Below are 12,872 nucleotides of genomic sequence, written 5' to 3'. Positions count from 1 at the left end.
GATAGCGATTTCGTCTGGTCAGTGGCATGTCCGAAACCGCCCTGCATCTTGTTCATAAACTTTATGAAACATTCTCAAATAGCTATAAAGCTCCGCCAGGCACATTTGATTGATGGATTTTGAGTTGCGAGAGGTTGTCATGCCTGTCAGGAGACAGAAGCTTTACACTAAGGAGATCTGTGCCTGCTCCATCTTCGGGGCGATGAGCAGAGCCGGCGAGAGGTTCACGGGCGAGCGAGTTATCCGGGCGATGGCGAGCATGCATCATCGCGGAAACGGGCTCGGCGGCGGATTCGCAGCCTATGGCATCTACCCGGAGTTCGGGGAATACTATGCATTTCATCTCATGTTCACAGGAGATGCCAGTGCTCAGAGGGACGCGAAGAGAGCAGCTGAGGATTTTCTCTTCAGAAATTTTGATGTGGTGCATGAGGAGGAGATTCCACACAGCGATGATGTCTATGTCAGAGATCCGCCCTTACTCTGGAGGTACTTCCTCGCGCCATCGAAGCGCGGTGAGGAGGTTCATCTCTCAGATGAGGAGTATGTGGTGAGAAAGGTGATTCATGTCAACTCAGCAATCGATAACGCATACATCTTCTCCTCAGGAAAGAACATGGGCTGCTTCAAGGGTGTTGGGTATCCGGAGGAGATAGGGCGGTACTTCATGCTGGACAGGCTCTACAGAGGGTATCTCTGGACTGCTCACGGTAGATTCCCGACCAACAGCCAGGCCTGGTGGGGAGGGGCGCACCCCTTCGGGCTGCTCGATACCACTGTTGTCCACAACGGAGAGATCTCGTCATACGGGACGAACCGCTGGTACCTGGAGATGTTCGGGTACAGATGCACGCTCCACACCGACACAGAGGTCATTGCATACGCCGTTGATCTTCTCATGAGAAGACATGATCTCCCTGTAGAGATTGTGGCGAAGATCCTCGCCCCTCCGATCTGGGACACCATAGACAGGATGGATGTGTGTGAGAGACGGAAGCTAACAGCTCTGAGGATGGTCTACGCCCCGCTTCTCATGAATGGCCCGTTTGCGGTGATAATCGCTCAGAGTGGAAGGATGATCGGCCTCACAGACAGGATAAGGCTCCGCCCGCTCACTGTGGCCACGAGAGGGGATATGTTCTACATCTCCTCAGAGGAGGCGGCTGTGAGGCTCATATCTCAATCCCTCGACTCTGTATGGTCACCCAAAGGCGGGGAGCCGGTCGTCTGCGAGCTTGAGGGTGGGCCTGAGGGGAGGCTGGAGCATGAGATCGCTGGTCCTGCCTGATTTCACCATATCCAGAAGCGAAGAGTGTGATGGCTGCAGGGCGTGCGAGCACCAGTGCCCGTTCGGGGTCCACACATATGATGCATCAAATGATAGAATGGTATCAGACAGCCGGAAATGCGCTGGATGCCAGCGGTGTGCTGTGTTCTGTCCGAAGGGCGCGATAGAGATACGCCCCGCACCCTCATTCTACAGACCGAATGCATCATGGTCGCGGGAGAGGATCGAGGACATCAAGAGGCAGGCCGAGACGGGAGGCGTTCTGCTCACAGGATGCGGGAGCGATAAGCCGTTCAGGATCTACTGGGATCACATGCTTCTCAATGCCTCTCAGGTCACAAACCCCTCCATAGATCCCCTCAGAGAGCCGATGGAGCTCCGGACATTTCTGGGATCGAAGCCGGAGAGGATCCTGCTGAGGGATGATGCAGATACAGATCCGGTCCTGACGCTGGAGACGCCGATCCTCTTCTCGGCGATGTCCTACGGTGCGATAAGCTACAATGCATTCCAGGCGCTCGCGATCGCCGCATCGAGATCCGGCACCTTCTTCAACACCGGCGAGGGGGGGATGCCGGCTGAGATGAGACCTCTGTTCAAAAAACACGCGATCGTCCAGGTGGCATCTGGCCGATTTGGAATAGACGCGGAGTACCTGAACTGCGCCGCTGCGGTTGAAATAAAGATAGGTCAGGGCGCGAAGCCAGGCATAGGCGGCCATCTCCCGGGCGAGAAGGTCTCCAAACACGTGGCTGCCACCAGGATGATTCCTGAGGGTACGGATGCGATATCGCCCGCGCCCCATCACGACATATACTCCATAGAGGATCTGGAGATGCTGATCTCAGCGATAAAGGAGGTTACGAACTACGAGAAGCCGGTCATAGTGAAGGTGGCCGCGGTTCACAACATCAGCGCGATTGCATCAGGCATCGTGAGAGCAGGCGCTGACATACTGGCAATCGATGGCATGCGCGGCGGCACAGGAGCCGCGCCCAAGGTGATAAGGGACAATGTCGGGATACCCATAGAGCTGGCCATATCGGCTGTGGACCGTCGCCTCAGAGACGAGGGGATAAGGGAGCGGTGCTCGATAATAGCCGGCGGTGGAATCAGGTCCAGCGCTGATGTGGTGAAGGCGATCGCGCTCGGAGCTGATGCCGTCTACATAGGCACAGCCGCGCTAATCGCGATGGGATGCACCCTCTGCCAGAGATGCTACACAGGAAGATGCAGCTGGGGCATATGCACCCAGGATCCGGGACTGATGAGAAGATTGAATGTCGAGGAGGCCTCGCAGAGGCTCGTGAACCTTCTCTCAGCCTGGTCTCACGAGATCAAGGAGATGCTCGGCGGAATGGGGATCAACGCAATAGAGAGCCTCAGAGGAAACAGGGATCAGCTCAGGGGCATAGGCCTGCACGAGTGGGAGCTCGATCTCCTTGGGATAAGGGGCGCAGGGGAGTGAGAGCGGATGGAGGAGTTACAGTTGGAGATCTCATGCAGCCGCACGTCCAATGAAAGCGCGATTGAGATCGATGCTTCACATATGGATACCAGGGAACTGAACAGCCTTCTCAGGGAGCTGATGCTCGCTGGCTATGAGAGGGTTGTTCTCAGAAACGTGTGCGGCCAGAGGTACATCGGCACAAGGCTCTACTCGCCACAGCGGCGGGTCATGAACATAGAGATACATGGCACCCCCGGAAACGACCTCGGGGCATTTCTCTTCGGCCACAGGATAATTGTCCACGGCAATGCCCAGGACGGAGTCGGGAACACGATGGAGTCAGGAGAGATTGTGGTTGCTGGACGGGCTGGAGACGTCACAGGGATGTCGATGCGAGGTGGAAGGATATTCGTGAAGGGTGATGTCGGCTACAGAGCAGCACTTCACATGAAGGAGCATGATCAGAAGAGGCCTGTGATCGTCGTGGGCGGAACATCCCAGGACTTCCTCGGGGAGTACATGGCAGGCGGCATCGTCATACTTCTTGGCTTATACGGAGCACACAACGCCAGCTTCATAGGGAGCGGAATGCATGGCGGTGCGATATACCTCAGGGGATCTGTGAGAGGGGCGCAGGTCGACAGTCATGTGCTCATATCCCGACCAGATGAGACCGATATGGAGATCCTGCGGGATCACATCTCCGGCTTCATCGAGCGCTTCCCGGATCTCTCGCTCGACTTGGAGTATATTCTTGATTCCGAATGGACAAAGCTCTCGCCCAGATCGAGCCGGCCCTACGGGAAGCTGTATGCTTGAGACGATCCCATGACCTGGGCGGGATTCACAGATGCTCATGTCTCCCAGCTCGTCTGCTGTTGATCGCTGTTACGTGATGAGGTTGTGTACTCGAATGGCTGAATGATCCTGCTGTATTCGAGAGCCATGGGCAGGTACCATGAGTCCCACTGGACCAAGTGCTGCGATTTCAGTGATGCGGGTACACGACCTGTGATCACATCGCTTACAGATTCACACAAACCTTTAAATCTGTCTGCTCAGAGCCTGAGTTGGTGGTGTTATGGAGAGACACGAGGCGGTGCACCTTCTCGAGCACTGGATAGAGCACAACGAGAGCCACAGCAGGAGCTTCAGGGACCGAGCAAAACAGATAAATGAGATAAGCCCAGAGGCCGCTAAGGCGATCGAGGAGGCAGCATCTCTCATGGACAGATGCACTGAGTGCCTCAAGAGGGCGATGGATGCCCTGTAAAATGGTGGTTTGAATGGAGCTTGCTTACTACTACGATATGGCTGGAAATGCTGTCATGAAAAAAATTCTGGATCAGGACTTCTTCAAGAGGCTCGGGCCGATAGTTCGCGAGGCCAGGTCTGTGGGGTTCGATAAGGAGGGTTTCCTGCTTTACATCAAGGCGAGGGACGATCTGGTGGAGGAGGCCAGAAAGCTGCTCAAGGATACTCCTGCAAGGCTGCTCGAGGGCGATGAGGCGGAGTCTGTCATAAACGCCTTCCGCGAGGAGCAGGAGTCGGCAGAGGCAGGGATGGGCACGCTCTTCGGATGAAGCTGGCCCTCCTCTTTTCAGCATTTTGCTGCTGTGATGGATAACCTCCCGGGATAACGTCTATAGATATCGCTTCCGATCTGTTCTCCATGCATTCCTGAACTCGTCTTATGCTTGCAGATTTTCATGACTTATCCAACACAGCACTTTTGCTGAGAGCTCTCGGCCGGTAATCGCGCTTCCAGACAGGGATCTCCTGTATGGTCACCGAACAGGAGCACCTTTTACGCCTTAACTGATCCGTCAGGGAGCACCACTACCTCTCTTTTAGCATCGACGACGACCCATGTTCCGTCTTTCACATCAAGGATCCACTCAGGCACCCTGTCGACGAGAGGGATATCGCTGATGATGGCGCCGACAGCCACTATCGGCTCTGATTTAAGATTTATCATCGCAGCAGGAGCCAGGCCCCTCTTCTTGAGCTGGTAGATGACGTAGGATCCGACTGTGGATCCCTTGCCGCCCGGAAATATGAGAACTGCTCCAGCGATTGATCTTCCATAGAGCTCGTGGGAGGGATCGACGACCGCGCCTGTCTCAGGATTGACGTTGCCCAGGAATGATATGCGCTCCCGGCTGACGAGAGCTGGCCCCGCGGCACAGCCGCCCGAGACCCTGTGGCATTTTATCTCCACTCACGATCCTCCGGTTGCTGCATTTATGCAGTCCTCCAGCGATCCGAAGGACGCCTTTATGCCGCACATGCCTGGTATGTACGCGAGCGCCTTCCCCGAGTTAACCATCATGTGGCTGAAGCGCTCGCTCGCAGGCGATACGACCATGCATGTGTCGCATATCACCCTGGCTCCCGTGGATTCGATTCTCCTGACAGTTTCAGGAGCGGATTCCGCGATCCGCCTGGATGTGCAGATCCAGAGCTCTCTGCTCACCATTCTCCCCTCCAGCAGATCCGCGATCCTCTCCAGCTCCTGCAGGGAGCAGTGCGGGCATCCCAGAGCGACTATGTCCACATCTGCATGTGTATCATACACAGACGTGATATCCTCTTCCTCTATCACAATGAACTCGCATGCATCCCGATCGTATCGCGGAGGCTCCGGCGTTACATCCTTAACGTAATAGAGCGCGACCGAGCCGCTCGCTGCCATGGCTGCGCCCAGCGCCTTCAGATCGTCCCTGTCCGGCCTGGACCGCATCACGAACAGCGGCACCCCATCTCCGACGATCTTTCCGGCAAGAAACCCCAGCGCTCCGTACTCCTTAACATCAGCCTCCACGGTGATAACATGCGTTGGAACGCGGTTCTCCTCGAGATGGTAGCCGTAGAGTGGCGTCTTCCCGACAAGCGCAGCTGCCAGCGCAGAGGGCCCGCCCTCACGGTTCGTCATCGCGCCGATGACGGAGTTCGCATAGGATACAGCCGACGACTCCGACCATGCGAGATGATCTCCTCTGGAGGCTATGCTCTCGTATAACAGATAGGGTGTGCATGTGCATTCTATTGTTACGCCGAGCTTTCTGTAAGCATCGATGATCTCGAGCTGCTTCCTGGCGAAATCCTCATCGATCGACATCTCCCTCCACTTAAGAAGATCCATTCCAGCCGGATTCAGTATGCTCGGAACAGCAACCCTCCCCTCGAGATCCGAGATCCACTCAAGCCCCGCGTCTCCTATGGTCTTGTATGAGACTCCGGCTATCTGCGCGCTTTTTATTTCGATGAGCCTCTCAGCTCCGTAGATATCCCCAAGCGCAACTAGGATCTCCATCGCGCGCCTGAGCGTATCCCCACGCTCACCCTGGAGCAGCAGCTCCTCATCCCTGGTGAGATGCATCAGCTCCCCCGCGCTTTGCGCGAAGACATCCCGGATCTTCTGTGAGAACGCCCAGATTGATCGAAGCCGCAAGATTCTTTCTCCACAATCGTCCATCCGGCACGGCTCGATGCGACCTCCTTCCCCTTAAGGAGGTCTTATGCTTGCTTGGTACGGAAATGGTCGTTGAATGCAGACCATTTTTCAGCCACATGGGCGACACTGAGTCATGAGTGTTTTCCCATAAATCTAGGATGTCTTCTGCAGCTTACGCAAAGTCCTTTCTGCTTATGTTCCTCAGCCTCTCCACGCCCTTTATCTCCTCAATCACCTTTGCAACTGCCTCGGGGACGAGATGCCTCCACTCTCCGCCCTCGATCATGAGCTTCCTTATCACTGTGCCCGAGTATATCTCTCTCCTGTACATCGGCGGCCTCCTCACCTCCATACCTGCCTCTGTGAAGAGCTCCACGACAAGGGGGTTGTTCGAGTACACGACCTCGAACGGAGGGGTCATGGACTTCACATGCGATACCCACACAGCATTCCTGTTTATGTCCGGGAGGGGGATGATGTAGAACCACCTACCGAGCTCCCTGAGGGCGCCATAGATCATGGCGATCCTCTCGCCAGCAGTGAAGGGATCAGTCACTGTATGGCTGATCTGAGCTGTGCCGATGCCGACTATGATCTCGTCGACCTCCCGGGAGATCTGCTCCAGCACGAGGTGATGGCCCATGTGGTACGGCTGGAACCTGCCTATGTAGAAGCCACGCCTCATAGAATGCTCTTGCCGATCAGCCTTATCGAGCGCTCCTTGTCGGGACCGATTGGAGATCCGACCACTATCTGGTCCACTCCTGTTTTTAGAAGCTCATCCACCCTGGCCCTGCAGTCATCAGGTGTTCCTGTAACGGAGAAGACATCCAGCATCCTATCGGTCACGCTGTTCATTGCGCCTGCGAAATCGCCCCTCGATATCGCCTTTGATATCGCCTCCCTCTCCTGGACGCTGATGCCGTGCCTCTCCAGAACTGCATCTGGAGATCCTGCGGCTATGAATGCGACGACCTTCCTCGCCTCGGATGCCGCCTTTGATCCGTCCCTGTCGACGCTGAAGCTGGTGTATGCGCAGACCTTCACATCCTCAGGCTTCCTGCCAGCCTTCTGTATTCCATTTCTTATCAGGGGTATGGCTGCCCTGAAGTCCTCAGGATGGGAGGCGTTTATGAGGACACCGTCCGCGATCTCACCGGCGAGCTCGAGCATCTTCGGCCCCTGAGCTCCCATGTATATCGGTACGTTCCCCGCGGAGAATGAGAGCTGAGCGTTCATGCCGCCCTGTGTGACCCTTTCCCTCCTCAGAAGAGCTCTGATCACCGACACGCTCTCCCTCACCCTGGTGAGCGGCTTCTCCCATGCTATGCCCATCGCATCGAACGTCGCCTTGTCCCCGGGACCGATCCCGAGGATCGCCCTCCCGCCTGAGAGCTCGTTGATCGAGGCTATGCTGGAGGCGGTTATGATCGGGCTCCTGGTGTATGGATTTGTCACACCTGTCCCCAGCCTGATTCTGTTCGTGAGCATTGATAGAACTGCAAGCGTTGAGTAAACGTCTCTGTTGTTGTAATGGTCTGTGATCCATACCGTCTCGAATCCCACATCCTCAGCCAGCTTGGACAGATACCCGATCTTGAGCGCGGGATCTGATGGAACGAACTCTATTCCGAACAACTCACATCCTCCAGCAGGATTTTGTCTCCGGTGGAGATGCCAAAGAGCTCCGCGGCACTCCCACCGTTGACCGCTATTTCTGCGAACCCATGGCTCCCAAGAGTTATAAGAGATTCGTTCCATCCGGCCTCTCCATATGTACGGACGCGTCTTAGCCTGCGACCCATGAGCATCAGATCCCTCTCAGGCAGCTCGCTCATATTGAGAACCACGTTTCCGAAGTTATCCACATAGATGACATCCACCTCGATTCCGTTCGCGAAGACCCTGGGGGATCCGAGATCGAGATCTTCAGGCTCGAAGGGCGTGCCGATGTCCTCAGGGGATGCGCCGCATATTAGCTCAGCAGCAGCTGGCGCGAAGATGTCCCTCCCGTGGAATGTGGGGGAGGCGTTTTCAGGCACATCGAGAATCCAGGCGACAGGCGATCCGAGGGATCGGGCAGCTGGCATCAGAAGACCGTTGTCCGGGCCGAGAAATATGTGCCCTCCGCTCTCCACGCATATCGCAGCGCGCTCTGTGCCGACGCCCGGATCCACAACTGCGATGTGTATCGTGCCCTGCGGGAAATACCTGGAGGCGACCATGAGCGCGAACGCGCCGCTCCTGACATCCTGCGGCGGTATATCCGTCGAGATCTCCACAAAGACGACATCCGTGGTTCTCTGAAGTATCACGCCCTTCATCTGTGAGAGATAGAATGAGCCGAAGTCTGTTAGGAAGGTTATCACCCTGCTCATCGATACCATCCCTGCCAGCAGTTCCGGCCCGAAGACCGGAGTTCCGATGTCCATGCACAGGAGGTTACCATATGAACAGCTCGGTGGCTTCAGCCATTCAATACAGGTCCGATGCCACACAGCAGATGCACGTGCTGGGACGCTGCTTTTTCAGTCCAGGAGCACCATCCCGAAGAGGCTGAAGCGCTCCTGATAGGATCTCAGGACCTTGAGATCGTAGCCGGCGTTTCTCAGTGTGGCGAAGACATCTATGCCGCAGGCCTCAAGCGATGGCCGCATCATGTCCTTGTGCCTGCAGAGCAACGCGTCCGCGGGCGATGGCGGCTCGCCTCTGGAGATCTTCTCCTCCGCCACACACGTCTCGCAGAATGTGCATGGCATCGCGCCCATCCCGAACGCCTTGTAGCATCCCATCAGAAACGCCTCGCGCTCGAGCTCGAAGATTGTTTTGTGGAGCGCTGTTAGCGAGTCCCAGAGGTAGTGGTGAAGCCTCCTCGGCTCGTATCCCTGAGTCGGCGTGGGCGAGAACCTCGCCAGCACAGCGACATCATAATCTGCAAGCATCCTCCTCGTCTCCTCAGGTGCCGGAGCATATGGCGGGCAGCAGAGATGCTTCCCGTACGCCCTGCACCCGTACCTGCACTTCCACCTGACCCACTCGCTCACGACCACAACTCCCGTGGAGATGAGCCTTATGTCCTGATGGATCTCTTTTAGTTTGCTGAAAACTTCATCGAGATCGATCCTGAGGCTCTGTCGGTCTGTCATATGATTGATTATTGTTTTTCATGTATAAATCCCTTTGACATTAATGAGCTACCACACCCGAATCCTGGGGCCGGCCCAGTAACAAGTTTCTGCGAGATCCTCAGAAATACTTGCATAGATTGGGAGTGACCTCCTCCGGCCTGAAGACCGTAGTCTACGCCTTGCTACTCTGTCATCGCGCACATCGTAAAGGTTAAAGCCCTGAAAGGGCGACCTCGCCATCATGGCCCCAAGGGTGCTCTTCACAACTGTCTACAAGAACGACGACGAGCCCTACGACTACATAGGCTCCAACTCGAGGAGCAGATGGTTCAGGTTCTACTGGCCCAGGATACAGTCATTCGGGCTCAGGTTCCTGAAGCAGAACATCCCCGAGCTCGAGATCCTGGAGTACCCGACATGGGATGAGTATCTTCGCAAGCTTGATGAGGGCTGGGATGTCGTTGGATTCTCGTTTTACCTCAACGAGACGCATGAGATCCTGGAGATGGTGGAGGCCGCGAGGGCAAAGGGAATAAACGAGCTGTGGGCCGGCAACTACGGCGCCCTGACGCCTGAGATACAGGACAGGTTCGACAGGGTTTTTGTTGGATATGCGGAGCACCAGGTGGCTCCGTATTTTGGGAGAAGGGTCGATACGGTCATACACCCGCCGCTCATCGAGTACCTCTCCACACCCTTCGGGCTGAAGCTTAACATCTATGGAATCCTCTTCACAACAAGGGGATGCGGTGTGGGGTGCAAGTTCTGCCAGACCCCATGCTTCGCGCCAAAGCCAACGCCGATACCCCTCGAGAGCATCGAGAGGGTGATAAACTACTACAGGAAGAACGACATCAACGTTGTGATAATAGAGGATGAGAACTTCGGGGCGAACAGGAAGCATGCGGACAGGGTTGTCGAGCTTCTGGACGAATACGACATGGTCTGGGGATGCATGGCCAGGGCTGATTACCTCAGGGAGAAGATAGATGAGTGGGTGGCGATGAGGCGGCGCGTGGCCAGGCGTGATGGCAGTGCGCGCAGGATGGTGAGCGGTTTCGCAGGCGCTGCCATCGGTATTGAGAACCTCCATCAGGAGCGCCTGGATGATATAAAGAAGCGAGAGGGCGTCGATGAGATCGTGGAGACGATAAAGCTCCTTCAGAGATATGGAATGGGAACCGTTGGCTACTACATGATCGGATTCGAGGATGACACTGTGAGCTCGATAGACGAGGATATAAAGAGGGTTGCGGATCTCAAGCTCGATATAACTCAGATATGCGTTCTCACGCCTCTGCCGCAGACTCAGCTCTGGAACGAGATCCAGGAGCGCTACGGCATATTCGATCACGATTACCATCACTTCGACGGAAAGCATCTGGTCTGGAACCATCCCCACATATCCCCGAAGGAGATGGAGGAGGTTCTGGACAGATCCCTCAAGCGCGTCTACCCCTGGAGCGCACCGCTGAGAACATCCGCGCGGGTGTGGAGGAATGCGTACCGGTACGCTGGGATAGATGGTCTAAAAGAGGTCTTCTCATACATAACAAGAGCGAACAGCTTCGACTTCGAGACGAAGACCCCCAGGCTTCTGGTATGATGTGGTGAATCAGATGCGCGTTCTCCTTCTCTCATCCCCTGTTGTGCAGCCTGACTTCGACAGGATCGCCAGGCTGCCGGACCTCGGCCTGGTATCGCTTGCAGCTGCAGTCGACGACCTCTGCGATGTGCATGTCGCTGACATCCACGGCATAAGGGATCCTGATGAATTTGTGAGAAGGCATGCGAACCGATACGATCTGATAGGGCTCACAGCGATGAGCTTTCAGTACGCGAAAGCCCTGGAGCTCGCCGGCATCGCAAAGGATGCAGGCGCAGAGGTTGTGGTCGGCGGTTACCACCCCACGCTCTTCTACAGGGAGATCGGCTCGAGCAGTGATCTGGGGCTCATAGATTACATAGTTCGGGGTGAGGGGGAGAGGACCTTCAGGGAGCTCGTGATGGCTCTGATCAGGAATAGCCCATTGGATGGTATTCTGGGATTGTCATACAGATCCGGATCTGAGATGAAGCACAACCCTCCAAGGACGCTGCTCGATCCGGAGGAGATCGAGATGCCCAACAGGGATGCTCGCCTGATCACAGATGGTTTCTACGCATTTGATGTCCCTGTGGACTCTGTGGAGACGAGCAGGGGATGCACCCAGGGGTGCAAGTTCTGCTCGATAAACAGCATGTACGGCAGGAGCTTCAGAAAGTTCGATATCAAAAGGGTCATAGAGGACATACAGGATGCGGAGGAGCACGGCGCCGGCTCGATATTCTTCCCTGATGACAACATCACGCTGGATGTGAGGAGACTGGAGGCGCTCTGCGATGCCATCATTGATGCAGGCCTGACGCATCTGCGGTACAAGACGCAGGCATCTGCATACGGCATCGGCTCGAGTGAGAGGCTCGTGAAAAAGATGGGCGAGGCGGGTTTTGATGGCGTCTTCCTCGGCGTTGAGAGCGCCAGCAAGAGGAACCTCCAGTTTTTCGGTAAGGGACGAATGTCGGATCATGCAGAGCGTGCCGTCAGGTATCTCCACGAGAACGATATCATAGTCTCAACAGGGCTCATCGGCGGGAATCCGGATGACACAGCAGAGGACATGTGGGCGAACTTCCATCTCGCAAGGCAGCTCAAAGTTGATTTTCCGATATTTTATATCAACACACCCTACCCCAAGACCCCTATGCGTGAGGAGCTGGAGCGCATGGGATTGATAACGAACAACGACTTCAGGTTCTACGATGGACTACATGCGAACGTCCGCACGAAGCACCTGAGCGCCGAGGAGGTCCAGTACATCACGTGGGAGATGAACGCCAGGTACTACAACTGGGAGTGGTTCAGGTACAACAAGGTCAAGAGGCTTTATCCGAGATGGTTCGCGAGGGAGGCCCTGCGGCTCGCTCCGATCTACGCGAGAAGAAGGCTCGAGCTCCTCCTGAGGATCAAGAGCAGAAGAGATCTCTTTCTTGAGGATCTTTCGCGAGGGGAGCTGTGCAAGGGCGTGGCGTGAGGATCCAAAACATTCTGGAGTTATAACTGCAGTCTATTTTCCAGAGGATGATCAGCCCGTAGAGCGATGGTCTACCAAGCGCTCCCGGCGAGTGAATGTATCAGTAATCGGCCTAGATGACCTCCATATTGCTATAATAGCGAAGATTTATTTAGATAAATGTGAAGTCATGTATATGAAACGCATGGTAGTTTGCCCGAGCTGTGGCACGGTTTCTGAGATCAACGAGGCTGAGGTAGGAGATGACTGGCTGGCATGCCTGCCGTTACCGGCAGAAATTGCTGCTGTACCGGCTGGAAAAATTCATATGGTGACCGGCGTGGTTCTCTACGTGGATGGCAAAGGAAATAAGCTCAGCCGTCAGGATTACATAGACAAGTATGGCATCGATCCCGAACCCGTTTGGGAAGCCATCCAGGCCTACAGAGCGAAATCAAAACCCTTTAAGCTAGGTGGTAAATAATTGAGTGGTTAG

Annotated in this window: 14 protein-coding genes; 8 read left to right on the top strand and 6 right to left on the bottom strand. The window is 55.5% G+C overall.

What is annotated here, in order from left to right; translation table 11 throughout:
• Nucleotides 1-139 precede the first annotated feature (139 nt).
• The 5 genes from QFX31_RS02790 (at nucleotide 140) to QFX31_RS02770 (ending at nucleotide 4,321) form a co-directional block, all read left to right on the top strand.
• Entirely contained in the window at nucleotides 140-1,288 is a 1,149-nt protein-coding gene (locus QFX31_RS02790; protein WP_348530647.1) for a glutamine amidotransferase family protein, read from the top strand.
• Nucleotides 1,266-2,756 carry a glutamate synthase-related protein gene (locus tag QFX31_RS02785; protein WP_348530618.1) on the top strand — a complete coding sequence of 497 codons (1,491 nt, stop codon included), beginning with the start codon at nucleotides 1,266-1,268 and terminating at the stop codon, nucleotides 2,754-2,756. Before QFX31_RS02790 ends, QFX31_RS02785 begins: the two co-directional genes overlap by 23 nt.
• 81 nt (nucleotides 2,757-2,837) lie before the next feature.
• Nucleotides 2,838-3,557: a hypothetical protein gene (locus QFX31_RS02780; RefSeq protein ID WP_348530617.1), complete on the top strand. Its 720-nt coding sequence runs from the start codon at nucleotides 2,838-2,840 to the stop codon at nucleotides 3,555-3,557.
• A gap of 262 nt (nucleotides 3,558-3,819) precedes the next feature.
• Nucleotides 3,820-4,011, top strand: coding sequence for a hypothetical protein (locus QFX31_RS02775; protein ID WP_348530616.1), 192 nt, complete (start codon nucleotides 3,820-3,822; stop codon nucleotides 4,009-4,011).
• 13 nt (nucleotides 4,012-4,024) lie between these two features.
• Complete coding sequence (locus QFX31_RS02770) at nucleotides 4,025-4,321, top strand: hypothetical protein (RefSeq protein ID WP_348530615.1); 297 nt, start codon at nucleotides 4,025-4,027, stop codon at nucleotides 4,319-4,321.
• Between the two features lie 224 nt (nucleotides 4,322-4,545).
• Here the strand turns inward: QFX31_RS02770 and QFX31_RS02765 are convergent, their stop codons facing one another.
• The 6 genes from QFX31_RS02765 to QFX31_RS02740 all read right to left on the bottom strand — a co-directional run bounded on the left by QFX31_RS02765 (nucleotide 4,546) and on the right by QFX31_RS02740 (nucleotide 9,341).
• Nucleotides 4,546-4,959 (bottom strand): DUF126 domain-containing protein, encoded by a 414-nt coding sequence (locus tag QFX31_RS02765; RefSeq protein WP_348530614.1) that lies wholly within the window; start codon nucleotides 4,957-4,959, stop codon nucleotides 4,546-4,548.
• On the bottom strand, nucleotides 4,960-6,120 hold the full coding sequence (locus tag QFX31_RS02760; protein ID WP_348530646.1) for an aconitase X catalytic domain-containing protein: 1,161 nt from the start codon (nucleotides 6,118-6,120) through the stop codon (nucleotides 4,960-4,962).
• A gap of 247 nt (nucleotides 6,121-6,367) precedes the next feature.
• Nucleotides 6,368-6,880, bottom strand: a complete 513-nt coding sequence (locus QFX31_RS02755) for a nicotinamide-nucleotide adenylyltransferase (protein ID WP_348530613.1) — start codon at nucleotides 6,878-6,880, stop codon at nucleotides 6,368-6,370.
• On the bottom strand, nucleotides 6,877-7,833 hold the full coding sequence (gene mer / locus QFX31_RS02750; RefSeq protein ID WP_348530612.1) for a 5,10-methylenetetrahydromethanopterin reductase: 957 nt from the start codon (nucleotides 7,831-7,833) through the stop codon (nucleotides 6,877-6,879). The genes QFX31_RS02755 and mer overlap by 4 nt, the downstream gene beginning before the upstream one ends.
• Nucleotides 7,821-8,627 (bottom strand): SAM-dependent chlorinase/fluorinase, encoded by an 807-nt coding sequence (locus tag QFX31_RS02745; RefSeq protein ID WP_348530611.1) that lies wholly within the window; start codon nucleotides 8,625-8,627, stop codon nucleotides 7,821-7,823. Before QFX31_RS02745 ends, mer begins: the two co-directional genes overlap by 13 nt.
• 96 nt (nucleotides 8,628-8,723) lie before the next feature.
• The gene (locus tag QFX31_RS02740) at nucleotides 8,724-9,341 is read right to left on the bottom strand and encodes a DUF2284 domain-containing protein (RefSeq protein WP_348530610.1); all 618 of its coding nucleotides are present in this window, start codon (nucleotides 9,339-9,341) and stop codon (nucleotides 8,724-8,726) included.
• 223 nt (nucleotides 9,342-9,564) lie between these two features.
• Between QFX31_RS02740 and QFX31_RS02735 the strand changes: the two genes are divergently transcribed.
• From QFX31_RS02735 to QFX31_RS02725, 3 genes are read left to right on the top strand one after another with little or no spacing between them, the layout of a single operon-like run.
• Nucleotides 9,565-10,929 (top strand): radical SAM protein, encoded by a 1,365-nt coding sequence (locus QFX31_RS02735; protein ID WP_348530609.1) that lies wholly within the window; start codon nucleotides 9,565-9,567, stop codon nucleotides 10,927-10,929.
• A 13-nt stretch (nucleotides 10,930-10,942) separates the two neighbouring features.
• Nucleotides 10,943-12,397: a radical SAM protein gene (locus QFX31_RS02730; RefSeq protein ID WP_348530608.1), complete on the top strand. Its 1,455-nt coding sequence runs from the start codon at nucleotides 10,943-10,945 to the stop codon at nucleotides 12,395-12,397.
• The gene (locus tag QFX31_RS02725) at nucleotides 12,354-12,860 is read left to right on the top strand and encodes a hypothetical protein (RefSeq protein ID WP_348530653.1); all 507 of its coding nucleotides are present in this window, start codon (nucleotides 12,354-12,356) and stop codon (nucleotides 12,858-12,860) included. Before QFX31_RS02730 ends, QFX31_RS02725 begins: the two co-directional genes overlap by 44 nt.
• The last annotated feature ends 12 nt before the right edge of the window (nucleotides 12,861-12,872 follow it).

Origin of the sequence: Methanothrix sp. (assembly GCF_030055635.1) — an archaeon.
GTDB lineage: Archaea > Halobacteriota > Methanosarcinia > Methanotrichales > Methanotrichaceae > Methanothrix_B.
Note: the sequence above shows the minus strand (reverse complement) of the source record. Positions and strands in the feature narration are given on the sequence as shown.

Coding starts and splice junctions, on each gene's coding strand:
- QFX31_RS02775 (WP_348530616.1), top strand. CDS start 3,820: ATGGAGAGACACGAGGCGGTGCACCTTCTCGAGCACTGGATAGAGCAC.
- QFX31_RS02755 (WP_348530613.1), bottom strand. CDS start 6,880: ATGAGGCGTGGCTTCTACATAGGCAGGTTCCAGCCGTACCACATGGGC.
- QFX31_RS02735 (WP_348530609.1), top strand. CDS start 9,565: ATGGCCCCAAGGGTGCTCTTCACAACTGTCTACAAGAACGACGACGAG.
- QFX31_RS02740 (WP_348530610.1), bottom strand. CDS start 9,341: ATGACAGACCGACAGAGCCTCAGGATCGATCTCGATGAAGTTTTCAGC.
- QFX31_RS02790 (WP_348530647.1), top strand. CDS start 140: ATGCCTGTCAGGAGACAGAAGCTTTACACTAAGGAGATCTGTGCCTGC.
- QFX31_RS02760 (WP_348530646.1), bottom strand. CDS start 6,120: ATGCATCTCACCAGGGATGAGGAGCTGCTGCTCCAGGGTGAGCGTGGG.
- QFX31_RS02785 (WP_348530618.1), top strand. CDS start 1,266: ATGAGATCGCTGGTCCTGCCTGATTTCACCATATCCAGAAGCGAAGAG.
- QFX31_RS02770 (WP_348530615.1), top strand. CDS start 4,025: ATGGAGCTTGCTTACTACTACGATATGGCTGGAAATGCTGTCATGAAA.
- QFX31_RS02730 (WP_348530608.1), top strand. CDS start 10,943: ATGCGCGTTCTCCTTCTCTCATCCCCTGTTGTGCAGCCTGACTTCGAC.
- QFX31_RS02780 (WP_348530617.1), top strand. CDS start 2,838: ATGGATACCAGGGAACTGAACAGCCTTCTCAGGGAGCTGATGCTCGCT.
- QFX31_RS02745 (WP_348530611.1), bottom strand. CDS start 8,627: ATGGACATCGGAACTCCGGTCTTCGGGCCGGAACTGCTGGCAGGGATG.